Raw genomic sequence first — 24,164 nt, forward strand, 5'->3', positions numbered from 1 at the left:
CATCAATAAAACAACTGGTGATATCAGCGTTTCGAAAATACATCACATAATGTAGAATCGCCCCCCTTGAAGTAGCATTTAGATAAAGTACTAAGTAGGCCTAAGTGGAAACATTACACAACGAACTAAAACAACTGATTATCGACGCACTGAATCTTGAAGATATGAGCATTGATGAAATTGAAACGGAAGCACCACTGTTTGGTGATGGACTTGGATTAGATTCTATCGATGCCCTTGAGCTCGGCCTTGCTATCAAGAAAAAGTACAACATTGTTATCGATGCCGACGATTCAAACACTCGCCAGCATTTTGCATCGGTTGAAAACCTAGCTAACTACATTTCATCTAAAACAAACAACTAGACAGATCTTTATGACACAAGCTAACCAACAAGAAGTATTCAACCAGGTTAAAGATGCGCTTATCGAGCTGTTTGAGCTTGATGCTGAAGATATCACTCCAGAAGCACACCTTTATCTCGACCTCGATCTCGACAGCATTGATGCCGTTGATTTGGTCGTTCACTTACAGAACGTTACAGGTAAGAAGATCAAGCCTGAAGAGTTCAAAGCAGTACGCACCGTTAATGACGTTGTCGAGTCTGTGGTTGAACTATTGAAGGACGCATAATGCGTCCTCTGCTGACTTTACTGTCGGCAATCATACTTTTCACTTATCCAATAGCGGTTTACTTTGGACTCAACAAGTTTGGCCTACAAACCGTTGGTATCGTCTTAGCCGCTATTTTTGCTGTCCGCATTTTCACCGGTGGTCAGGCTAAAATCAAAGAGCTAAAACACCTAGCTTGGATCAGCGGAAGTGCCGGAATTGTTCTGCTGGCATTAGGGTTAACCTTCAAACAGCACGGCTGGCTAACTTATTACCCCGTCATCGTTAATGTTTGTATGCTGGTTGTGTTCGCCTCGAGCCTATGGCAACCGCAAACGATTATCGAGCGGCTTGCTCGCCTCCAAGAGCCAGAACTTCCACAAAGTGGCGTTGATTACACACGAACAGTCACCAAAGTTTGGTGTCTGTTTTTTGTTATCAATGGCTCTATCGCCCTTTACACCTGCTTCCAACCTCTTGAAATATGGACTCTATACAATGGCTTACTCAGCTATGTATTTGCAGGGTTGCTCTTTGCAGGAGAGTGGGTAGTAAGACAGCGCATTCGTCAGAGTTAAATTGTTATGACCCAAACCGTCTCTTACACTTCCTTGTCTGAACTTCTCAGTCAGAACAGATCGCCTGATTGTATTGTCTGCTTTGACGACAATAGCGAGATTTCGTGGCAAACATTTAACGACGACTTATCTCAACTCGTACAGCTTTTATCTTCATCCCCTTTTCAACGAGTTGCGATTTGCACCCAAGACAGCTACCTATTTTCAGTGGCCTTTTTAGCGTGCGCAGCCAGCAACAAACACATCATCTTGCCAGGTAACTATCAACCGTGTGCGCTTGCCGAGCTGAGTGAGCATTTTGACTGTCTGTTGGTCGATGATGCGATTGGTGCAGTGGAAATAAATGAAGTTCGCAATATCCAAACCTTATTAGACACCGAAATACGAGAACCTCTAACCGATAATCTTCCCGCCATTGAGTTAGCAGCAATCCAATTGACCTTGTTTACTTCAGGCTCAAGCGGTACACCAAAAGCAATCCATAAGACCTTAGAACACCTAGATATTGAAATCGCTCAGCTAGATAAAAACTGGGGCGCCTTGCTTAAAGACAACCAAGTCCACAGCACCGTCTCACACCAACATATCTATGGTCTGTTGTTTCGAATCTTATGGCCGCTTTGTTCTAGCGTTCCATTTTCTCGAAACAATCTCGAATACCCGGAACAGATCCTGTCTCACGCTAACAAGCAGAGCGTGCTGATCAGCAGCCCTGCGCTACTCAAACGATTAAAACACGAGACAAAGTCTACGCATCTAGCGGGGGTGTTCTCTTCTGGTGGCCCTTTACCTACCGAGTCGGCTCATCAATCACGAGATCTGCTTGGGCATTTACCTATCGAGGTGTTTGGCAGCACAGAAACCGGCGGCATCGCGTTTCGTCAGCAACAGAGCGTTCAAACACCTTGGCAGCTTTTTGACTGTATTAAGGCTAGTCTTAATAGTGAGAATTGCATTAAGTTATTGTCGCCGTACATCGACAAAAACAACTGGTATCAAACCGCCGATGAATGCGAAATGGTCTCAGAGAATCAATTCATATTGAAAGGCCGAACCGACCGAGTGATCAAGATAGAAGAAAAACGAGTATCACTGGTTGAAGTCGAAAAGCGACTTGAGCAACTGCCTTGGATAAGCGAGTGTGTGGTCATTCCCTTTGAAGAGCCTGAACGCTTAATTTTAGCATCGGTTTTGGTATTATCAGAGGAAGGCCAAGCGACTCTCGCAACCATGAGTAAAGGTAAATTCTGGTTAATGTTACGTTCAGAACTCAGAAAATGGTTAGAGCCAATCGCTATTCCAAGAAAGTATCGTGTTGTTGATGAGATCCCCCTCAACAGCCAAGGCAAGCGACTAACCTCTCACATAGAGCAGCTCGTAAAATCATAAAAATCACTGGTCGCATTTTATACTGAGATTATCTTTTATATTTTTGTCAGAAGACCCATTTTAGCCCAAGGATTCTAAGCACACGCTATGGATAAGAGAAAACCAAACGTCATTGCTGTTGACACTGTAGAGAAAGAATCGACCCTGACACTCCATGTTACCGGAGACATCACCGATTTTAAGGGGCACTTTAAGAGCTTCCCTATTCTTCCCGGTGTGACACAAATTGACTGGGCACTTCACTATGCTGTCCAAGAGTTAAATGTCCCTGGTTACTTTAAAGGTATGGAGGTCATCAAATTCCAAGAGCCTATCCTTCCTGACGCCACAATCCAGCTATCACTCAAATGGGATGCTGACAAAGACAAGCTGAGCTTCAGCTACACCTCAAACAGCGGTGAACAGACCCACTCTTCAGGAAAAATGAAGCTGGGAGAGAAAAGTGAATAGCGCTCCTGAGGCTGCTTCTCAACACCTAACAAAAGAAGGCGACTACAAAGCTTGCTTCCTAATTCCGTGCTTTAACCACGGTGAAACCATGCCTGCAGTGGTGTCGTCACTCCATCATTTTGAGTTGCCGATCATCATCGTTGACGATGGCAGTGAACTCACCACGAAACAGTTTCTGGCTCCCCTAGTAGAGAATTCAAACGTAACCTTGGTGACGCTTGAGCAGAACCAAGGCAAAGGCGGTGCCGTAAAAGCTGGCATCAAACGAGCACAGGATCTCGGCTTTAGTCATGCCATTCAGATTGATGCTGACGGTCAACATGACCTAGACGCCCTACCCGCATTAATCGAAGCGTCACAAGCTAAGCCCCAGCGCCTGATCTCAGGTCAGCCTGTCTATGACGATAGCGTACCGAAGGCAAGGCTCTACGGGCGCTACGCGACACATATTTGGGTGTGGATAGAAACTCTATCTCTCTCGATTAAAGACAGCATGTGTGGCTTTAGAGCGTATCCAATCGATAAGGCACAAACAGTACTGAATAAATACGATGTCGGTTCGAGAATGGACTTCGATATCGAGATTCTGGTTCGCTTATACTGGGAAGGTTGCGACATTGACTTCATTGAGACGCGAGTCATCTACCCTGAAAATGGTGTCTCTCATTTCGATGCGCTGTGGGACAACGTAAAAATCAGTTGGATGCATACTCGACTGTTCTTCGGCATGCTGCCAAGAGCCCCTAAGCTGATTGCTCGTCACTTCAAATCAAATTCTGAAGATCACCTAACAAGTTCGACACAATTTTCAGAAAGCAATCAGGCGCAGCAGACACCAAATAGCACTGAACAGCCTCATTGGTCCAGAACTCAAGAGCGCGGCACAGTTCTCGGTATCAAACTGTTGTTAGCTGTGTACTCACTATTAGGCCGAGGTGTATTCAACCTAATTTTGCGCGGTGTGATGCGTTACTACCATTTGACAGGCAAGCGCGCGCGAAACGCTTCTGAGCAATACCTATTCCAGCTTAAGACATACGCAGAGCAACAGAATATTGAGTTACCCGCTGAATTAACCAGTTATAACCACCTGCTTTCGTTTGGCCATACCATGCTAGACAAATTAGCCGCATGGAAAGGTGATTTTTCAGTCGATAACCTGACCATTCATGGTCAAGAGCAATTCGAAAGTATGGTGGAAAACCAGCAAGGTGTGCTAATCCTGGGTTCTCACCTTGGTAATATCGAGTTGTGCCGTGCTTTGGGACGTCGACACTCACACATCAAAATCAATGCGCTGGTCTTCACGGAACACGCCGAACGCTTTAATTCGGTGATGAAAGCAGTAAACCCACAATCTGATTTAAACCTGATTCAGGTGACATCGATGGGCCCTGATACCGCCATCTTGTTGCAACAAAAATTGGAGCAAGGTGAATGGATTGTGATCGTTGGTGATAGAACCTCCACCAGCAAAGAGAGTCGCTCAGTATGGGCAGAGTTCTTGGGTAAAGAAGCTCCCTTCCCTCAAGGGCCATTTATGTTAGCCTCTGTTCTCAAAGCGCCAGTATTCTTATTGTTTGGCCTACGAGATGACTCACAAACCAAACCGCATTTTAATGTCTATTTTGAGCATTTCAGCGACAAGATAGAGCTACCAAGGAAGACTCGCGAACAATCTTTACAGCAAGTCGTGCAGAAATACGCAGACCGACTTCAGCACTACACACTGAAAGCACCGCTTCAGTGGTACAACTTTTTTAACTTTTGGACATTGAGCAAGCACCATGACGAAAACAAATCCAAATAGCATCACCTTTGGTGCCGAACGCCTCACGATTGAGGATGTTGTCGCTATTTCACAAGGCGCAAAAGCCTCGATGAACTCAAGCAATGAGTTCACATCAAAGATCGACCGCGGTGTCGCTTTTTTAGAACGCCTATTGAAAGAAGAAGGCGTGATCTATGGTGTGACAACGGGCTACGGTGACTCATGTACCGTTGCAATTCCGCCAAACCTTGTTGATGAATTACCACTGCATCTAACGCGCTTTCATGGCTGTGGTTTAGGCGAAATACTGTCTCACGAACAATCTCGTGCAGTATTAGCGACACGTCTTTGTTCATTGTCACAAGGTGTCTCTGGTGTGACTCACGATTTGCTCAACCAGATCGTCACTCTGATCAACCAAGATATCTCGCCGCGCATTCCTCAAGAAGGATCGGTTGGTGCCAGTGGTGATTTAACGCCGCTGTCTTATCTGGCAGCTGCACTGATTGGTGAGCGCGATGTTATCTACAAAGGTGAAGTTCGCCCTACTAGTGACGTTTACAAAGAGCTAGGGATTAACCCTATCAAGCTTAAGCCAAAAGAAGGCTTGGCATTGATGAATGGCACGTCAGTAATGACGGCTTTGGCTTGTATCGCCTACAAACGTGCAGAATACCTAGCTCAGCTATCGACTAAGATCACCGCAATGGTGTCTGTAGGTATGCAAGGCAACGATTTCCATTTCGATGAAGCGCTGTTTGCAGTGAAGCCTCATCCGGGTCAACAGCAAGTTGCTGCATGGCTACGTGATGACTTACAAGCGGATCGTCCGCCACGCAACAGTGATCGCCTACAAGATCGTTACTCACTGCGTTGTGCTCCACATGTGATTGGTGTGGTTCAAGACTCTCTGCCTTGGCTACGCCAAATGATTGAGAACGAGCTCAACAGTGCTAACGATAACCCAATTATCGATGGCGACAATGAGCGCGTACTGCACGGTGGACACTTCTACGGTGGCCACATCGCAATGGCAATGGATACGCTAAAAACAGCAGTAGCCAACCTTGCAGATCTACTTGATCGCCAAATGGCGCAGTTGATGGATTACAAGTTCAACAACGGCTTACCATTTAACCTAACGGGTGCTGAAGGCGAACGTAAACCAATCAACCACGGTTTCAAAGCGGTACAGATTGGCGTTTCAGCTTGGACAGCAGAAGCATTGAAACACACCATGCCAGCAAGCGTGTTCTCTCGTTCAACCGAGTGTCACAACCAAGACAAAGTCAGCATGGGCACCATTGCGGCTCGTGACTGCTTACGCGTTCTTGAACTGACTGAACAAGTAGCGGCAGCATCACTTCTGGCGGGGACACAAGCGCTTGAGCTTCGTAAGCGCCACAATGAGCTTGATGAGCACCACATGAGTGAAAACCTAAAGCACATTCGCGACGAAGTACTCAAAGAGTTTGAATTTATCGTAGAAGATCGACCACTTGAGGGCGATCTACGCCACTTCATTACTCGTATTCAAAGTCAGCATTGGTCACTTTACTCATAAAGTAGCTACCCTTTTACGCAATATTGTTGAGAGCGATTTATGTCTGAAATCCTTCATCCATTAAAATCAGAGGTGACGCTTATCACCTCATTCCAAGATGCCGACCCAATGGGCGTGATCTACCATGGCAACTACTTCCGATTTTTTGAAGAAGTTAGGCGCATCATGATGGATAAGATTGAGTACAACTACCATGAGATGAAGGATTCGGGCTACATGTGGCCGATCATCGACACGCGCGTAAAGTACATCAAAGCAATACCGTTTAATCATCAGATCACGGTATCCGCTAAGTTAACTGAATGGGAAAACCGCTTGCGTGTTGACTACGAAATTCACGATGCCAACACCGGTGCTCGTATGACACGCGCTCACACCATGCAGGTTGCAGTAACCATTGAAGAGCAAGAGATGTGTTTTGCTTCGCCGAAGGTGTTTACCGATAAAGTCGAACGCTGGCATCAATTTGGCTGCTTACCCCAATCAGCTGAGCAGCAACCAAACGACCAACAATCAGACCCATCTCAAGTATCTAACACACAGCAGCAGGTGAAACATGAGTCTGTTTAAACACGGCCGTAAGCAAATCAGTATCGCACTGCTAGGGCTTGCTTCAATGATGGCGAGCCACCTTGCTGGCGCTAGCGAGAACACAAATGCTGTCGGTTCTATTACAGAACTACAAACCGTGTTAAGCGAAAATAGTATCGTTCGTGGTCAGTTCACTCAAACACGCAACATGGAAATGTTCGCCCAACCTCTAACATCACAAGGTACTTTCCTGTTAGACAAGTCGAATGGTTTACTTTGGACACAAGCGACCCCCTTCCCTGTGAGCTTAGTGCTAACCGATAACAAACTGAGCCAAAGGTTTGCAGATCAACCCGCTAAAATCATCACCGACAAAGAAAACCCGATGGCGTTTTATTTCAGCCATATCTTCTTGTCAGTGTTTCATGGGGATACGCAAAAGCTTCAAGAGCAATTCTCACTTTCATTTGAACCAGCAACTGCGAAAAATTCTGATGAAAGTGCAAACTCAAGTTCAGAAGACACACGATGGACACTCACTCTAAAGCCAAAGAATGCACCAATGAACGCGGTGTTTGAAGCCATCACGCTGCAAGGACAAGATGACATTGAACGTATCGAACTTAGAGAAGTTCGTGGAGACAGCACAGTGATCGAATTTAGCCAGTTAAGCCATCTACCGGAAGTATTATCAGATGCTGAAGCGCAACAATTCCAATTCTAGTCTAGCCCTTGCTTGGCTTGTTGTCGTAGTGCTATTTAGCGGATTGTTGATCAAACAATTCGCTTTTTCTTCGTCAGCACCCATTGAAAGCAACATCATGAAATTGCTGCCAGAAAACCAGCAAGACCCCATAGTAGAGCAAGCCTTTCAGCAGATATCCAGCTCGATGAGCGAGCAAGTGGTCTTTATCATAAGTGCCTCCGACGTCGAACAAGCCATGACAGCGACTGACGCTTTTGAAAAAGCCCTCAACCGAAGATCTTTCTCAAATAAGCCAACGCTATTTAAGCAAGTTCAAGGAAAGATCAACGCCAGTACTCAAAGCCAGTGGAGCGACTTCTATTTTCGTCACCGAGCTCAACTGCTGACCCAACAACAAAAAGAGACGCTGACACACTCGCCGGATTCGCGAGCTCAATATGTCATTCAGTCTCTGTACAATCCGTTCTCAGGCGTCACTGCAGCAGAGCTATCTCTCGACCCATTTCTGCTATTTCGCGACTACATCAGTGCTGTTGGCGTTCAATCAAGTAACTTTGTTGTGAAAGAAGGCTACCTCACCGCTCAATCTAATGAGCAAACTCATATTTTGGTGACGGCGACTCTGGCAGGTTCGCCTTATAGTTTAGCGATTCAAGAGCAACTTCCCGATCTTGATTCAATTGAGCGCGAGATCGAAAAGCAGTTTGGTGTCAAAGTGCAGCATACCGGTGTGGTGTTCTACGCCAATTACGGTACCGAAAGCGCGAAATCAGAAATCAGTACCATTGGTTTGGGCTCATTGGCCGGTGTAATTTTATTGGTGTGGCTAACATTTCGTAGCGCCCTCCCACTTGCCTTGTCTTTGCTTTCAATCAGTACCGGATTATTGGTCGCTCTGGCAAGCACCGTCGCTATCTTCGGTAAAGTTCACCTGTTTAGCTTGGTGTTTGGCGCTAGCTTGATTGGCGTATCCATCGACTACTCCTTTCACTACCTGACTGATCGCTTGGCGGCTGGTAATCAATGGCAAAGCGACAAAGGCTTGAAACATATTATCGTTGCGATCACCTTGGGTCTGATCACCAGCTTGATTGGCTACCTAGGTCTGTTAGTGGCACCTTTCCCGGGGTTACAGCAACTTGCTCTTTTTTCGTCGATTGGACTGATCGCAGCTTACGCCAGTGTGGTGTGTTGGTATCCGGTTTTAGCGGCAAAACCAAGCCAAGAACGACCTCTTCCCTTATCGAAGCTTTGGCATACTTGGTTAAGCCTCTGGAGCAACCAAAAATTTAGAATTGGCTTACCATTAATAGTGACTGTCGTTAGTTTGATATCACTCAGCCAAATTCGCTACGACGACGATATTCGTCAACTTCAAGCGATGCCTGATCAACTCAAACAGCAAGAACAAGCCATTACTGAGATATCAGGATTAGGCAGTGGTCAAAATATGCTGCTGGTGACCGCCAACAGCGATCAAAAACTGCTAAAAAAACTGGCAGATATCACCACGAGCTTAGATTCTTTGGTCGATAGCCAAGGTATCTCCGGATATCGCAGCATCAATCAACAGTTGCTAAGCGAACAAGACCAGCATGATAACTATCAGTTAGTTGAACAGCTCTATGGCCAGCAAAGCCATATATTACAAAGCACGCTAGGTTGGTCTACTTTTCCACAACTACCAAAATTCGAACCAATCACGGTATCTGGATTTTTAGAATCACCGGTGTCAGAACCTGTTCGACCACTTTGGTTAAAACCGATCGATGGGCAAGCCGCGTCAGTCATTTTGATAAAAGACGTCACGAATTCAGAATTGTTCTCTCAATGGCTCGATTCAAGCTTTGCTCAGCAACAAGGCGTTAAATACCTTAATAAAGCCGATGAAATCTCCGCTCTCTTTGCGGAATATAGAGTCAAGATCACCGAGCTATTATTGATAGCTTTGGCGGCTATTGGCATGGTGTTGGGTTGGCGTTATGGTGTGAAGCAAAGCCTATTAATGCTGTTGCCTTCATTAATTTCCGGAGTCGCTGGTTTAGCGGTCACGGGTATTTTAGGCTCGACACTGAATCTGTTTAACCTGCTTGGACTGATTCTAATTTTAGGGATTGGTATCGACTATACCCTGTTCTTTGCTGAGCAGAAGAAATCACTAAGCACCTTATTAGCGATTACTTTGTCAGGCCTCACGACGCTACTCTCATTTGGCTTGTTGTCACTGAGTCAGACTCATGCCATTCATAGCTTCGGAGTCACCGTCCTAACTGGTATTTTCGTCGCGTGGTTGCTTTCGCCACTTGCAATCAACCACCAACAAGCAGCGGAAAAATCAAACTCTCGAGAGGCTTTTAGATGAACAAAACAATCAAGATAGCGCTCGCCGTTGGATTGGGCTTACTACTCAGCGCTTGTTCGATGGTGTCTCAACAGCCTACAGGCGCAAGTGTCGCAATCGACAAAGACACAGAGCTAGCCTTGCCGCTGCCTGCTGAACTGGGATACTCATTTACGGCAAGTCAGCTGATCAGCGCAACATGGCAAGATGATACGCAGCAACTTCCTGTTCAAGTCGAAGTCACATCAGACAGAGTCGTGTTGGCGGGTTTCTCCTCTTGGGGTACTCGCATTCTATCGCTGCAATACCAAAACCAAACGATTGATACTCAAGTTCTATCTGGTCTTGGCGCTACCCTGCCGCTACCCGAGCAAGTACTATTTAATTTGATGCTAACTCTATGGCCAGTTGAAGCATGGGCTCAACCTTTACAAGGCATCGGTTGGTATTTGGTCGATACCGAAAACAGCCGCACCGTATTTGATGAAAACCAACAGCCAATCATTAAAATTGATTACGAAGCAGAGCCCGGAACACACAAAACCGCAGGCAACATTGTTTTCAAGCATTTGATTCAAGGCTACACCATCACCATACAAACGTTGAACTCAACGATTGTCGATAATCCAAGTAAGAGCTAAACATCATGCCTATTTATATCCAAGACTGTGGTTTCCACTCCGCATTAGGCTCAAGCGTTGCTGACATTCATAGCTGCCTCAAAGGCGAGCATGAATCAAACATGGTTGAAGTGAGCGACATGCTAAACGACGGTAAGCCGACGGTCGTTGGTAAGGTGGCTGGCGAATTACCAGAAATCCCATCAGAACAAGCGGAATACGCCACTCGCAACAATCAACTGGCGTTATCGGCTGTTAATCAAATCAAAGACTCTATCGAGCAAGCAAAATCACAATTTGGTGCCGATAGAATTGCTGTAGTTATCGGCACAAGCACCTCGGGAATTTCTGATGGTGAAACGGCGTTTAAACACAAACTAGAACATGGCTCTTTCCCCGAAGATTTCCACTATTCAAAACAAGAACTAAGCAACACCTCTGAGTTTGTTAGCCAACATTGTGCATTAACCGGGCCAAGCTATGCGATATCGACCGCTTGCTCATCAAGTGGCCGTGTATTTGTTACTGCCCAACGTTTGTTAGATTCAGGAATGGCTGATGCTGTGTTGGTTGGAGGTGTCGATACACTATGTAAACTGACGCTCAATGGCTTTCATGGTCTTGAAGCGCTATCAACCACACATTGTAAGCCCTTTGGCGCCTCTCGTGATGGCATCAACATCGGAGAAGCAGCGGCATTTATGTTGCTTAGCAAGACAAAACCAACCGCTACTAATACAACTCAAAGCACTTCGAATATAGCCCTATTAGGCTATGGCGACAGCTCCGACGCACACCATATTTCCGCGCCCCATCCAGAAGGGAACGGTGCAGAACAAGCAATGAGAAAGGCGTTAGATTCTGCACAGTTACGAGCAAAAGACATCGGTTATATTAATGCCCATGGCACCGCAACTCCACTCAATGATTCAATGGAAAGCAAAGCCATCCATCGTATTTTTGCAAACAAGGTTCCCGTCAGTTCAACCAAGCCTCTAACAGGACATACTCTTGGAGCGGCAAGTGCGATAGAGGCTGCAATTGCGTGGCATATTCTAAAATATGACTTACCACTCCCCTTACAAAAATGTCAGTATAAAGCTGAAGATATTGAGATTGATTTGGTAAACTGTTCCCAGAAACTTAAAGTAAAGAACATCTTAAGCAACTCGTTCGCTTTTGGTGGCAACAACATTAGCCTGATTTTTGGTGTAGTAAATGACTGATATCCCTTCTGTAGACCAACTTCTCCCACACGATGATCCGATGATATTAATCGATCGAGCTATCAACGTTGAGGCATTGTCGATTCACTGCCAGGTCGATATTGGCGCGCACAACCTATTCTTTGACGTCGAATCTCAAACGGTCCCAGCTTATGTTGGCATCGAGTTTATGGCGCAGTCTGTTGCAGCTTGGTCTGGATACCATGCGCTGAAAAACGGCACTACTCCTCCAATCGGCTTCTTACTCGGTTCTCGTCGCTACAAGTCACTGTGTGATGAATTTACTCAAGGTCAAACCCTTGATATCTATGCTGAACAACTCATGGAAGACAGTGGCATGGCCGTGTTTACCGCCCGAGTCGAAGACCAAGGCGAGTTAGTGGCTCAATGCCAACTCAACGTCTACGTGCCGACCGAACAAAAATTACAAGAAATGAAAACTAGGAGCCCATCATGAGCCGTCAGGTTTTAGTCACTGGTGCCAGTAAAGGCATTGGTAAAGCGATCGCTATTCAACTCGCGAAAGACGGTTTTGAAATCGCCGTTCATTACATGGGTGACAAGCAAGGTGCTGAAGACACATTAAAGTCGATCACTGAGCTCGGTGCTGCAGGACGTCTGATCCAATTTGATATCAGCAATCGCAGCGAATGTCGCGAAACGCTTGAGTCAGATATTGCCGAACACGGCGCTTACTATGGTGTGGTGAATAATGCCGGTATTACTCGTGACACGGCATTCCCAGCTATGACGGAAGAAGAGTGGGATGGTGTTATCCATACCAACCTCGACAGCTTCTACAACGTACTTCACCCGTGCGTGATGCCAATGGTTCAAAAACGCAAAGGCGGTCGAATCGTTACTCTGGCTTCTGTATCCGGCATCATGGGTAACCGCGGTCAAACCAACTATGCCGCAGCAAAAGCAGGTGTGATTGGCGCGACTAAGTCACTTGCTCTAGAACTAGCAAAACGCAAGATAACGGTAAACTGTGTCGCTCCTGGTCTAATCGATACCGGGATGGTTGATGAGCATGTAAAAGAGCATGCGCTGCCTCAAGTTCCATTACGCCGCATGGGTGAACCAGAAGAAGTAGCAGGCCTAGTCAGCTACCTAATGTCGGATATTGCGGGCTACGTAACTCGCCAAGTGATTTCAGTTAATGGAGGCTTAGTATGACCCGCCGCGTTGTTGTAACTGGCATGTCAGGCGTTACCGCTTTTGGCAACGATTGGCAGCACATCGAGCCAAAACTAAAAGCATGTGAAAATGCGACCCAGTACATGCCTAGCTTTGAGCAGTACGATGGCCTAAACACTAAGCTTGCAGCTCCAATCGATGACTTCCAACTACCTAAGCACTATAAGCGTAAACAAGTACGTGGTATGGGCCGTGTGTCTCGCCTAGCAACAGTGGCGACCGAAAATGCACTAGAGCAAGCAAGGCTGATTGGCCACGACGTTTTGACTAATGGCGAAACAGGCATTGCCTATGGTTCTTCAACCGGCAGTACAGATGCTGTTGGTGCATTTGGCGTGATGCTTAACGAGAAATCGACACGAGCGATCACCGCAACGACTTACGTTCAGATGATGCCACACACCGCGGCGGTCAACGTCGGGCTATTCTTTGGCTTACGTGGACGTGTGATTCCCACCAGCAGTGCCTGTACTTCAGGTAGCCAAGCGATTGGCTACGCCTATGAAGCAATCAAACACGGTTACCAAACCGTGATGGTTGCCGGTGGTGGTGAAGAGCTATGCCCAACCGAATCTGCCGTTTTCGATACCCTTTTTGCTACCAGTTTAAAAAACGACACGCCAGAAAAATCCCCTAGCCCTTACGACAGTGAGCGCGATGGCCTGGTTATCGGTGAAGGCGCAGGTACACTTGTTCTTGAAGAGTATGAACATGCTGTGGCTCGTGGCGCAAAGATCTACGCGGAAATCATCGGTTTTGCCAGCAACTGCGATGCCGCCCATGTGACCCAACCTCAAATGGAAACCATGCAAATCTGTATGGAGAAAGCGCTGAAAGATGCACAGCTTCCTGCTGAAAAAATTGGTTACGTTTCGGCGCACGGAACGGCAACAGATAAAGGCGATATTGCCGAAAGTAATGCGACCGCGAACATTTTTGGTGAAGTGCCAATCAGCTCATTAAAAAGCTACTTTGGTCATACGCTTGGCGCATGTGGTGCCATTGAGGCTTGGTTGAGCCTAGAAATGATGCATTCCGGCTGGTTCAGCCCAACATTGAACCTTGAAAACATCGACGAACGCTGCGGTAGACTCGATTACATTACAGGTTCTGGTCGCGAATTGGATGTTGAGTATGTAATGAGTAATAACTTTGCCTTTGGCGGAATCAACACTTCCATCATCTTCAAAAAGATTTAAGCTTATTTATTAGCTAAAACTCGAGACAAATAAAAAGGGTCAGTAACCAAGTTACTGACCCTTTTTTGAATCTAGCAAAAGCTCAATTAAGCATTAGCTTCACGCTCAGCGATGAACTCAAGAGCCATCTTGATACGAGCGATTACGCGCTCTTTACCAACAAGCTCCATCACTGCATCAACAGAAGGAGACTGGCCGCCACCTGTTACTGCTACGCGAAGTGGCATACCGATTTTACCCATGCCGACCTCTAGCTCTTCACATACTGCTGCAATCACACCATCTTTGATGTTTGCAGTAGTGAAATCTTCAAGCGCTTCAACCTTAGCAAGAGCAAGCTCTAGTGGGCCTTTAGCAACACCACGTAGGTGCTTCTTCGCTGCGCCAGCTTCAAACTCAGAGAAATCTTCGTAGAAGTAACGAGACTGTTCAGCAAGTTCGATAAGCGTATTACAACGCTCGCCAACTAGCGTTATCACTTCAGTGATAGCCGGGCCATTTGTTGTATCGATCTTTTGTGCGTCTAGGTGCCATTGCAGGTATTTAGCAACGTACTCAGGCTCAGAAGTCTTGATGTAGTGGTTGTTCAACCAAAGTAGCTTATCAGTGTTGAATGCAGAAGCAGACTTGCTGATAGCGTTCAGGCTGAAGAATTCAATCATCTCTTCTTGAGAGAAGATTTCTTGGTCACCGTGAGACCAACCTAAACGAACTAGGTAATTGTTTAGTGCATTTGGTAGGTAACCTTCGTCGCGGTATTGCATTACAGAAACAGCACCGTGACGCTTAGAAAGTTTCGCACCGTCATCACCAAGAATCATTGCACAGTGAGCGAAAGTTGGAACTGGCGCGCCTAGTGCTTCATAGATGTTGATTTGACGAGGTGTGTTGTTGATGTGGTCTTCACCACGTACAACGTGTGTAATACCCATGTCCCAGTCATCCACTACAACAACGAAGTTGTATGTTGGTGCACCGTCGGTACGACGAATGATTAGGTCATCAAGTTGGCTGTTAGAGATTTCGATGCGACCACGGATTTGGTCATCAAAGACTACGCTGCCTTCTTTAGGGTTACGGAAACGGATAACGCATGCATCACCTTCTTTTGCTGCTTCGTTTGCTGCAACAATTTTAGGGTGGTTCGCATCGTAACGAGCCATCTCTTTGTTTTCTTCTTGCTCTGCACGAATTTCGTCAAGCAGCTCTTTAGACGCATAGCATTTGAAAGCTTTGTCTTCAGCAAGTAGCTTATCAACCATTTCGTTGTAACGGTCAAAACGCTTAGATTGGTAGTAAGGACCTTCATCCCATTCCATACCCATCCATTGCATGCCTTCTAGAATTGCATCAACCGCTTCTTGAGAGTTACGCTCAAGGTCCGTGTCTTCGATACGCAGAACGAATTCACCACCTTGATTCTTAGCGAATAGCCAAGAGTAAAGTGCAGTACGTGCACCACCAACGTGAAGATAGCCAGTTGGGCTAGGAGCAAAACGAGTTTTAACCGTCATTTAAATACCTTGATTATGTAGGTGATTCTTTTAGTGATTGCCATTACAAAGCCTGCAACAGAAAAATATCACTAAATTTTGGGCGCTATTTTATCACCACCGCTTAAATCTACAATCAGTAGTGAATGATTAATGCGCTGATCTTGTACGAAAGCTATCGTAGAAGGAGAAAACCAATAGCTCAAGCACATGTCAAATGCCCTAAAACGGCAAATTCTCGCCACGCTCGCGATAAACCTCATCTATTCCATCACTCAATATTCCAGCAAATATCAAATTCTTGAATTTATGTTTGACCTTACCCTTACGGGAAGGTTTATGTTAGGGCTAGATGAAAATTGGAGTATCGATATGAACCATTACACAGCTGTGCTCAACGGCCTAAATTGCATGGGTTGTGCGAAGAAAGTTCGCACACTGTTTGGCGATCTCGAGAATACGAAGATCAACGACATATCGCCGACCTACATCGATATTTCTACTCCTTTTAGTTACGTTCAACTCAACCAACAGTTAGCGACCCTTGGTTATTCCATGGGTAATTCGCTGCATCTTTCATTATCAGGGCTCAGCTGTGGTAAGTGCGTGAATAAATTGACTCAAGCGCTTGAGCAGACCGAGCTAATCTCAGACCTAGAAGTCAGCAAACATGAATTGTCGTTGGTTACTCTGCTTTCAGAATCCGAGCTTATTGAGCTAATCGAAAGTGTGGGTTATCACGCGACTCCTTACTCTGAAATTAATGAGCCTTTATCTAATAAAGAATCAGAAGACGATAAAAAAACAGCGTCAGTGGAACCGACACAAGATAAACCTGCTGCTAGCCAATATACCTATCACCTTGTTCTTGAGGGAATGACGTGTGCGAGTTGTGTTTCTTCGGTAGAGAAAGCGCTGAAAAAGAATGAGTTCGTCGACCAAGCTCAGATCAACCTCGCTGAACAGACAGCCTTGGTCTTCACATCTGAAACACGTGACGTCATCGAGAGCGCGCTAATAGAATCGGTGAAAAACGCAGGTTACGGTGCCGAGTTCGTTGATGACGCGGCAACTCAACAACAAAAACAGCAAGAGCAACAACTTCGTACCCAAAAAGCTTTCCTAAAGAATTCAGTAAGCGCGCTACTTATCGGTGCTCCGCTGATGGCGTGGGGTCTGTTTGGTGGCAGCATGACTATTGCTACATTTAACGACCAATTGGCTTGGGGCTTAATAGGTGTCGTCTGTTTAGTACTGCTTGCGACCTCAGGACGCAGCTTCTTTACTAACGCTTGGCAATCACTGATGCACAAGCGTGCAACCATGGATACCTTGGTCGCTCTAGGTACAGGCGCGGCATGGTTCTATTCAATGCTGGTTGTGCTGATTCCATCATGGTTCCCAGAACCATCACGCCATGTCTATTTTGAAGCGAGCGCAATGATTGTTGGCCTTATTTCTTTGGGTCACTACATTGAAGCCAAAGCCAAGGCACGCACCACCAAATCTTTGCAGGCACTGATTAATTTACAACCTCAAAAGGCTGTGGTTATCGTCGATGGTAAAGAGCAAACCATCGCTGTAGAAGCCATTCAAGTCGGTATGCAAGTTCGAGTGAAACCGGGAGAAAAAGTCCCTGTCGATGGTGTCGTGGTATCTGGCGAATCTTATATTGATGAATCGATGCTGACTGGCGAACCGCTTCCCAACGTTAAATCAATTAATGATGGCGTTTCAGCAGGTACCATTAATGGTGATGGCAGCTTAATCATTGAAGCTACGGGGATTGGCTCAAGCACCATGTTGGCTCGAATCATTCAGATGGTTCGCCAAGCACAAAGCAGCAAGCCTGCGATTGCGAAGCTTGCCGACTCTATCTCTGCCGTTTTTGTACCAGTTGTGGTCGCGATCGCAGCCATTGCCGCCCTAGTTTGGTTTTTTGTTGGACCACAACCGAGTGCAAGTTACATGCTCGTGGTATCAACCACTGTACTGATCATCGCCTGTCCATGTGCCTTGGGCTTAGCGACACCGCTCTCTATTACTGTCGGCGTGGGCAAAGCCGCTGAGTTTGGTGTTCTGATCAAGGATGCCGATGTGTTGCAATCTGCAAGCAAAATCGATGCTGTCGTATTTGATAAAACAGGCACCCTAACCCAAGGTAAACCAACAGTTCAGCAGGCCTTTTATGGCGACTTATCAGAACAAGAGCTGCTGGCTTACGCCTATTCGGTAGAGGTAGGGTCAGAACACCCATTAGCGAAAGCCGTTTGCCAATATGCTGAGAGCTTACAAGTTTCAGCACTACCCCACAGAGAATTCGAAAACCAACGAGGGCTTGGAGTACAGGCAATAATTAACGGCAAAAACGTTCAAGTAGGCTCACTTAAGTACCTCACCCAACTCGGCATCAATACAGACATTGGCGCGGACTTTATCGAGCTTTGTCGTACACAAGCATGGACACCCATCTTCGTTGTAATCGATCAAAAACTGGAAGGCATATTTGGCATTTCAGACTCGTTAAAAATAGATAGCAAACAAGCCATTGCTCAACTAAAATCCGCCGGAATTCACACCGTACTATTAACGGGCGACAACGACTCTGTGGCTCAAGCAATAGGTAAAAACGTGGGTATCGACGAGGTTATCTCGGAAGTACTACCAGAGCAGAAAGCTCAGCATATTGTTCAGCTGCAACAGCAATATAAGAGTGTTGCCATGGTCGGAGACGGTATTAACGATGCACCAGCTCTTGCTCAAGCGGATATAGGAATCGCAATGGGCAGTGGTAGTGATGTGGCGATTGAAAGTGCGCAAATGACGCTGCTGAACTCGTCGCCACTGTCTGTGAGTAATGCGATCGAGCTATCCCAGGCAACCGTGAGAAATATGAAGCAAAATCTGTTTGGTGCCTTCATCTATAACTCGTTAGGTATTCCAATTGCGGCTGGTGTGCTCTACCCATTCTTCGGATTTTTACTTAGCCCTGTCGTTGCAGGCGCAGCGATGGCGATGTCATCAATCACCGTAGTCAGCAATGCCAACAGATTAAGATTGTTCAAACCCACTCATTATAATATCAACAAAAACCATATTCATGAGGTTCACCATGATTCGTAAAGTTATGACTCTTACTGCACTCGCTGCAATTTCAGGACAAGCTCTCGCTACTAATGTACTAAACCATAAGTCTCCATATTGTGGCTGCTGCACAGAATGGACAGAGCACATGCAAGACGCAGGTTTCGATGTCACAGAGAAACTCCATGATGACATGAACCCAATCAAGCAGAAGTTAGGAGTAACGCCAGAACTGGCTTCTTGCCATACGGCAGAGATCGACGGTTACGTATTTGAAGGGCACATTCCTGCAGAGGACGTGAAAGCCTTTTTAGAGAACCCACCACGCAATGCGATTGGCTTGGCGGTTCCAGGCATGCCAATGGGCTCTCCGGGCATGGAGTATGGCGATAAGAAAGACGAGTATTCTGTGTATGCGTTTAACGAGAAAGGTCAGGTGTTTGAATACCGTCATTACAACGGAAAATAGAGCGTAAATAGACCTACGAACAGTAATAAAAATAGAGCCTAGCATTAAGTAAACCCAAGACTGTGGTTTACTTACTAGGCTCTTTGCTTTTGGACAGTAAAGCAAATCTTGTCGCGGCACCAACCGGGCTGTTAGTACCACTATGTTTTCGTCGCTAGTTAGCAAAAACTCTATTTAACAAAAAAGCTAATTAGCGAAGAAACTCACTTGGCTAATAATCTAATCGATTAAGCAGCCAAGTGAATCAGCTTAGAAGCCGTAAGATGCACCGAATACGAATGCGTTGTTTGTTTTAGACGCGCCGTTCGCGAAATCAACTCCGTTAGCTTGGCTACGGAATTCGAAGTAAGGTTGAACACCTTGACGAGTCCATGTTGCACGAAGCTCGTGATCCATAGCTTCAGCATCAATCATGTATACGTTGTTGTAGCTCAGCGCTAGGTCTTCGTTTACAGAGTAAGCAATGCGGTTATCCATGCGGTAATCAGTGTCTGCATCTGCAGAAGTGTCATCGATGTGTGCACGAGTACGGTTACTAATAGAGATACCGTTATCGAAGTTGTAGCCAATTTTAACCAATGGACGGAACTGAATGCTCTCGCCAGCAGAGAAGACATGTTGGTAACCCGCTGCAACCCATAGGTTGTCAGTGATATTGAAAGCTTGCTCACCACCAACAGTGATGAATGCATTTGCTTGACCAGTTGTTGCGTCGCCACCAGTTTCAGCAGCAGTTAGACCTTCAAGGTCGCCAAGTTGGATGCCATCAAACTCAGTGTAAACAGTTAAACCGCCTAGAGAGTTGTCAAACGTGTGGCCAGCTTCTAGAGTCGAAGTCATATCAGAACCGTGGATACGGCCATCGTCGTGAAATTGGATATTACCTGTAACGTAAGAAGAACCAGCGAAAGCACTAGAAGCGAAAGCAAGAGAAAGTGCACTTAGAGCGATAATTTTTTTCATAGTAAACTGCCTTAGTTTAAATTTTTCAGCGACATATCTTCGGTATATCATTCACCTTCGCCGCTTGAGTAATTGGTAGCCTCCCTGGCATGAAATCTATCTTGCTCGATTTAATTTACGTTTCAAAATAAAAGGACAAACAGAGTGATCTCTCTCACCATCAAAAAAAGGGAAGTTATTTAACTTAAATAAATCAATAAGTTAAAAACATAAAAATAGATAAAAAAAGAAACCCAATAATCAAAACGGATCAAGATCACGTTATTTCACGGCGTAAAATTAGATTCAGTTATTTCAATCACACCTGATTTATAGTTTTTTATGGCGGACTTATTTTTTGAAGAGAAGAATGAGAAGTGCGTCACTTTTGCGATGAATCTCACCTTATGTGCATTGTTGACGTTATAAACAAAGGCTATTTCTATATGTTTCAGTTTAAGGAATGTACCGAACTTAGTTTGGACGAAAAAAAAGCTCCCACTTTTATCTGAGTAAGATAATAGCTAGGGAGCTCATCTATTAATGTTGCTTATCGATTATTTCACCGAAGTCACTCGACTTACTTTCTCGCCACTTTCAGAGATAGAGCGGATGTAAGTTTCGCCAGAAACCGATGGACGTTGCTGCTCATCATACGCTAGCCAGTTTTCACCATCCGCTGAGTATTGAAGCTCTACGCCAGGGAATTGAACGTTCATCGCTAGCTTGCCATCAACCACTTTTGCCCCCGGAACTGGTAGTCGGTAATCAATACCCGCTTTCTCAAGCTTGGCCAGTTCACGTTGACCAACAATATTCGCGAAGCGATTAAAGTCGTTGTTTAAAGACTGCTTATTTACTAGGTCGGTATCTTGAGAGTACTCAACGCCCACTTTGTAGTCGTTTTCCCAATCCGCTCTGTGCCATGCGCGCTCTGCTGCTGCAAGTACGCGAGGGAACACCATGTATTCATACTGCTCGTCGGTACGTACTGTTTCAGACCAAAGCTGTGCAGACAAGCCGTAGAAAGGTTTTGCTTCAATCTCGCCTTTACCAGTGAAGCCATTGCCGTCACGGTCTAATGAGGTTTCCGCGTTTTGTGGCATGTTTTCTGGTGCGAAGCCAAACATCTTACGAGTATCCGTTGCACGCGTTGCCCAGTAGTAACCTCGCTCTGCTGCGTCAACTTCGTATGGCATATCCATGTATACGTAATCTGGGTTAGAGACAATCACGTCATAACCTTTCGCTGACCAGTCGTACACTGATGAAGTGCCGCCCCAGTAAAGAACGTCCCAGAAGTTAACGCGAGTAGTTTCAGTAGCGAAGCCAGATTCACCCTCTTCCACATACTTCAAGCCATCTTGCCAAGCTTGGAAGTGAGGAATGCCTTTGTCTGCAACAATTTTTGATACTTCTTTTGCAAAGTAACCAGGCAGGTGACCAAAATCACTCACTGAACCATCAGCAATCAAAGACTGACATTGTGGAGACTGTTGGAATGGCTTGTCTTGCTTGTCTAGCTCAATGTTACCTTTCCATGCAACTTTGTCTTGAGCATCAACATCTTGAAAGCCTGCGCCTAGCTTGATGTTTTTCGCTTCATCACCACCAAAGTGCCAAGTCGTTAGCGGCATACCCGCTTCATTGTGCATTGCTGCAATTTCAGTAATCACTTTATCAACAAAGCGAGTCGATGATTCCATACATGGGTTGATGAAGCTGTGCTTATCGTAGAACTGAATAGTCGTCACGTTTGAAGTATCTTGTGGATCCATCAAGCGATATTCACTTGCTTCAGCTTCTTTGCCTTCCGCCATTAGGCGAGTGTAACGCGCTTCCATTGATACCACAGCAGAACGAGCGTGTGCTGGCATATCAATTTCTGGAATTACTTCGATGCTGCGCGCTTTTGCGTAGCTTAAGATCTCGACGTAATCCGCTTTACTAAAGAAACCAGAGCCAAAGTTGTCTGTTGTTGGACCTGAACCTAGCTGAGGCAGTAAACAGCTTTGCTCTTCCAAATCAAAACAACGATTAGACCCTACATCCGTTAGCTCTGGTAAACCTGGGATTTCTAAACGCCAACCTTCATCATCAGTTAAGTGAAGGTGAAGTTTATTCATCTTGTATGCAGCCATTTGATCTAGCGTCGCTAGGATGGCATCTTTTGAGTGAAAGTTTCGAGCAACATCCACCATCACACCACGGTAATCAAAGCGTGGTGCATCTTTGATCGACAGTTGTGGTAGTGATTCAGCGTTCTGACTGTCTATTAGGCCAAAAATAGACTGAACTGCGTAGAAAGCACCTGTTTTATCAAACGCTTTAATCGCAATCCCCTCTTCCGAGATGCTTAGTTCATAAGCGCCAGATTTTGCTAAATCACCCGTAAACTGAGTAGGAACAACGGCAACACTAACAGGTAGGTCGCCACTCACATCTACGTTTACCACATCTGCACGTTCTTCAATTGCAGCGAACTGCTCAGCATCGAATGCCTCTTTAGGTAGGGCAATACCACCAGCAATACTCACTGAACCTTCCCCCGCTTCTACCGACATTGGGGTTGGTAAAAGCGTTGTTGAAACGTCTTGCGTTGCTAGATCCGCATTCTTTTCGAAACGCGTAACCGCAGTCGCCATGACATTGTTGTCATCAGGTGTACGCTTAAGGTTGTTTCCTTCCAAACCTGTTACGAACGACGCGACATCTTCAGTATTCAATGAAGCAATCATCTTAGGTTCTGCGTTTGGCGCAGTTACGAATGCACCCGGCATAAAGTCAGTTTCAAACAGTTGCCAGTACTCACTCGTTAACGGAAGAATCACTTCTTCACCAGCGGCAAAACCATCGAACTTATCTGTAGGTTCTAGTTTGTGTAGGTCACCCGTTACACGAGTGATTTTAAATTGTTCGTTATCAACATCTAAAATAAGGCGAATACTATGGAAGTAGATAGTCCAATCTTTCGAATCAATCGCTTCACCGTCATTGGTCAGGGTCATGTTCACTTTATTACATGACGCCCACTCAGCACCTAGGTCCTGACAAGCCATGCCTTCATTCGCACCGTGATTGGTTAGAATTTCATATTGCACATCAAGGTTATCAGCCAGTGCATCAACCACCTGTTGCTCAGGTGCTTGCGTTACAGCACAACCCGTCAAACCAGCCAGTACCGCTACAGATAGTAAGTTTCTCTTCAACATCGTATTCACCCATAAATTTAAAATTGAGTCAGAAGCAAAGTGGAGCGCTTCGAAAGTTAGATAAACTATATGGGCTTATTTTTTGCCGTGAATTAAATCAGGTTAATAAAGTGATCGGCTTCAAATCTCAAAAACACTGATAAAATTAATTATATTAAAATCATAAAGTTACAACCTACGGCACTTCCGTCATTTTTATTTTGACGTAAAAACTGAGAATTGAATCACAATCTTTTTAAAGGATTTCATAAAATCGTGTTGTTGGTAGGGAGAAAGGTTTAAGAGTTTGTTCGTGTTGTTATACTTTTCGTACAAACAACGTGACATCGTTCTCAAAAAAAACCGTTAAAAAACGCCGTCAAAATCAATTTTAACGAGTTCATATCTTTTAATAGGAGCTTTCCTTGCGCACATTTTTGTACGTAACTTTATTCGTTCTCGCATTTTCAGCCAAACAAGCTGCGGCCGAGCCTCTTTATTGGCAAGCCAAAAAGGATGATCTGACGCTTACTATCTTAGGTTCTGTGCACGTTGGGGATAAAAGTATGTACCCACTTCCTTCGGCAATCACCGACGCGCTAAAAAACAGTGATGGCTTAGTTATCGAAACGGATATAAGAAAGACAGAGGGTGTCGTTTATCCGACGACCAAAGTGACCACCGCTGATGTATTAAACAAACAACAAAAACAATTATTAACCGACATATCAAAATCATTGGGTATGCCAACGCAACAACTGCTTAACTCACCGCCTTGGGCAACCTCTCTATCGATAC

20 protein-coding genes and 2 pseudogenes are annotated in these 24,164 nt (G+C 45.4%); 19 read left to right on the forward strand and 3 right to left on the reverse strand.

Translation table 11 applies throughout. From position 1 onward, the window contains the following. Nucleotides 1–104 precede the first annotated feature (104 nt). From AB4232_RS07030 to AB4232_RS07105, 16 genes and pseudogenes are all read left to right on the forward strand, one after another. Nucleotides 105–365 (forward strand): phosphopantetheine-binding protein, encoded by a 261-nt coding sequence (locus AB4232_RS07030; RefSeq protein WP_009848590.1) that lies wholly within the window; start codon nucleotides 105–107, stop codon nucleotides 363–365. A 10-nt stretch (nucleotides 366–375) separates the two neighbouring features. Further along, nucleotides 376–633, forward strand: a complete 258-nt coding sequence (locus AB4232_RS07035) for an acyl carrier protein (protein ID WP_009848591.1) — start codon at nucleotides 376–378, stop codon at nucleotides 631–633. Continuing rightward, on the forward strand, nucleotides 633–1,190 hold the full coding sequence (locus tag AB4232_RS07040) for a septation protein IspZ (protein ID WP_012603416.1): 558 nt from the start codon (nucleotides 633–635) through the stop codon (nucleotides 1,188–1,190). The genes AB4232_RS07035 and AB4232_RS07040 overlap by 1 nt, the downstream gene beginning before the upstream one ends. Nucleotides 1,191–1,196: 6 nt before the next feature. Next, nucleotides 1,197–2,579, forward strand: coding sequence for an AMP-binding protein (locus AB4232_RS07045; RefSeq protein ID WP_372086722.1), 1,383 nt, complete (start codon nucleotides 1,197–1,199; stop codon nucleotides 2,577–2,579). A gap of 87 nt (nucleotides 2,580–2,666) precedes the next feature. Next, nucleotides 2,667–3,029, forward strand: coding sequence for a 3-hydroxyacyl-ACP dehydratase (locus tag AB4232_RS07050; protein WP_009848594.1), 363 nt, complete (start codon nucleotides 2,667–2,669; stop codon nucleotides 3,027–3,029). Beyond that, nucleotides 3,022–3,811: pseudogene (locus AB4232_RS07055) on the forward strand (glycosyltransferase family 2 protein); the annotation flags it as partial. The gene AB4232_RS07050 and the pseudogene AB4232_RS07055, both read left to right, overlap by 8 nt. Before the next feature lie 62 nt (nucleotides 3,812–3,873). Continuing rightward, a pseudogene (locus AB4232_RS07060) lies at nucleotides 3,874–4,839 on the forward strand (glycosyltransferase family 2 protein); the annotation flags it as partial. Next, nucleotides 4,817–6,364, forward strand: coding sequence for a histidine ammonia-lyase (gene hutH / locus AB4232_RS07065; RefSeq protein WP_372086725.1), 1,548 nt, complete (start codon nucleotides 4,817–4,819; stop codon nucleotides 6,362–6,364). The pseudogene AB4232_RS07060 and the gene hutH, both read left to right, overlap by 23 nt. A 39-nt stretch (nucleotides 6,365–6,403) precedes the next feature. Continuing rightward, on the forward strand, nucleotides 6,404–6,934 hold the full coding sequence (locus AB4232_RS07070) for an acyl-CoA thioesterase (protein WP_372086727.1): 531 nt from the start codon (nucleotides 6,404–6,406) through the stop codon (nucleotides 6,932–6,934). Beyond that, nucleotides 6,921–7,619 carry an outer membrane lipoprotein carrier protein LolA gene (locus AB4232_RS07075; protein WP_372086729.1) on the forward strand — a complete coding sequence of 233 codons (699 nt, stop codon included), beginning with the start codon at nucleotides 6,921–6,923 and terminating at the stop codon, nucleotides 7,617–7,619. Before AB4232_RS07070 ends, AB4232_RS07075 begins: the two co-directional genes overlap by 14 nt. Continuing rightward, complete coding sequence (locus AB4232_RS07080; RefSeq protein ID WP_372086731.1) at nucleotides 7,591–9,963, forward strand: MMPL family transporter; 2,373 nt, start codon at nucleotides 7,591–7,593, stop codon at nucleotides 9,961–9,963. Before AB4232_RS07075 ends, AB4232_RS07080 begins: the two co-directional genes overlap by 29 nt. Continuing rightward, nucleotides 9,960–10,583 (forward strand): DUF3261 domain-containing protein, encoded by a 624-nt coding sequence (locus AB4232_RS07085; protein WP_372086733.1) that lies wholly within the window; start codon nucleotides 9,960–9,962, stop codon nucleotides 10,581–10,583. The genes AB4232_RS07080 and AB4232_RS07085 overlap by 4 nt, the downstream gene beginning before the upstream one ends. 5 nt (nucleotides 10,584–10,588) lie before the next feature. Continuing rightward, complete coding sequence (locus AB4232_RS07090) at nucleotides 10,589–11,788, forward strand: beta-ketoacyl-[acyl-carrier-protein] synthase family protein (protein ID WP_372086735.1); 1,200 nt, start codon at nucleotides 10,589–10,591, stop codon at nucleotides 11,786–11,788. After that, nucleotides 11,781–12,245, forward strand: coding sequence for a hotdog family protein (locus tag AB4232_RS07095; RefSeq protein ID WP_017103978.1), 465 nt, complete (start codon nucleotides 11,781–11,783; stop codon nucleotides 12,243–12,245). Before AB4232_RS07090 ends, AB4232_RS07095 begins: the two co-directional genes overlap by 8 nt. Beyond that, a complete protein-coding gene (locus AB4232_RS07100; RefSeq protein WP_017099148.1) occupies nucleotides 12,242–12,967 on the forward strand; it encodes a 3-ketoacyl-ACP reductase FabG2 in 726 nt (241 codons plus the stop codon). The genes AB4232_RS07095 and AB4232_RS07100 overlap by 4 nt, the downstream gene beginning before the upstream one ends. Next, the gene (locus AB4232_RS07105) at nucleotides 12,964–14,187 is read left to right on the forward strand and encodes a beta-ketoacyl-ACP synthase (RefSeq protein ID WP_372086737.1); all 1,224 of its coding nucleotides are present in this window, start codon (nucleotides 12,964–12,966) and stop codon (nucleotides 14,185–14,187) included. The genes AB4232_RS07100 and AB4232_RS07105 overlap by 4 nt, the downstream gene beginning before the upstream one ends. Before the next feature lie 86 nt (nucleotides 14,188–14,273). Here the strand turns inward: AB4232_RS07105 and gltX are convergent, their stop codons facing one another. After that, nucleotides 14,274–15,701, reverse strand: a complete 1,428-nt coding sequence (gene gltX, locus AB4232_RS07110; RefSeq protein WP_009848605.1) for a glutamate--tRNA ligase — start codon at nucleotides 15,699–15,701, stop codon at nucleotides 14,274–14,276. 318 nt (nucleotides 15,702–16,019) lie between these two features. Between gltX and AB4232_RS07115 the strand changes: the two genes are divergently transcribed. Both AB4232_RS07115 and AB4232_RS07120 read left to right on the forward strand, forming a co-directional pair. Then, nucleotides 16,020–18,803: a heavy metal translocating P-type ATPase gene (locus AB4232_RS07115; RefSeq protein ID WP_135382681.1), complete on the forward strand. Its 2,784-nt coding sequence runs from the start codon at nucleotides 16,020–16,022 to the stop codon at nucleotides 18,801–18,803. Further along, the gene (locus AB4232_RS07120; protein ID WP_029223113.1) at nucleotides 18,793–19,233 is read left to right on the forward strand and encodes a DUF411 domain-containing protein; all 441 of its coding nucleotides are present in this window, start codon (nucleotides 18,793–18,795) and stop codon (nucleotides 19,231–19,233) included. The genes AB4232_RS07115 and AB4232_RS07120 overlap by 11 nt, the downstream gene beginning before the upstream one ends. A 249-nt stretch (nucleotides 19,234–19,482) precedes the next feature. Here the strand turns inward: AB4232_RS07120 and AB4232_RS07125 are convergent, their stop codons facing one another. Both AB4232_RS07125 and AB4232_RS07130 read right to left on the reverse strand, forming a co-directional pair. Then, a complete protein-coding gene (locus AB4232_RS07125; protein ID WP_009848608.1) occupies nucleotides 19,483–20,196 on the reverse strand; it encodes an oligogalacturonate-specific porin KdgM family protein in 714 nt (237 codons plus the stop codon). Nucleotides 20,197–20,732: 536 nt separating this feature from the next. Beyond that, on the reverse strand, nucleotides 20,733–23,387 hold the full coding sequence (locus tag AB4232_RS07130; RefSeq protein WP_372086739.1) for a beta-N-acetylhexosaminidase: 2,655 nt from the start codon (nucleotides 23,385–23,387) through the stop codon (nucleotides 20,733–20,735). Between the two features lie 404 nt (nucleotides 23,388–23,791). On the opposite strand from AB4232_RS07130, the gene AB4232_RS07135 reads away from it, so the two are divergent. Beyond that, a partial coding sequence (locus tag AB4232_RS07135) for a TraB/GumN family protein (RefSeq protein WP_372086741.1) occupies nucleotides 23,792–24,164 on the forward strand: 373 nt, incomplete at its 3' end.

This window comes from Vibrio sp. 10N.286.46.A8 (genome assembly GCF_041470165.1).
GTDB lineage: Bacteria > Pseudomonadota > Gammaproteobacteria > Enterobacterales > Vibrionaceae > Vibrio > Vibrio tasmaniensis_A.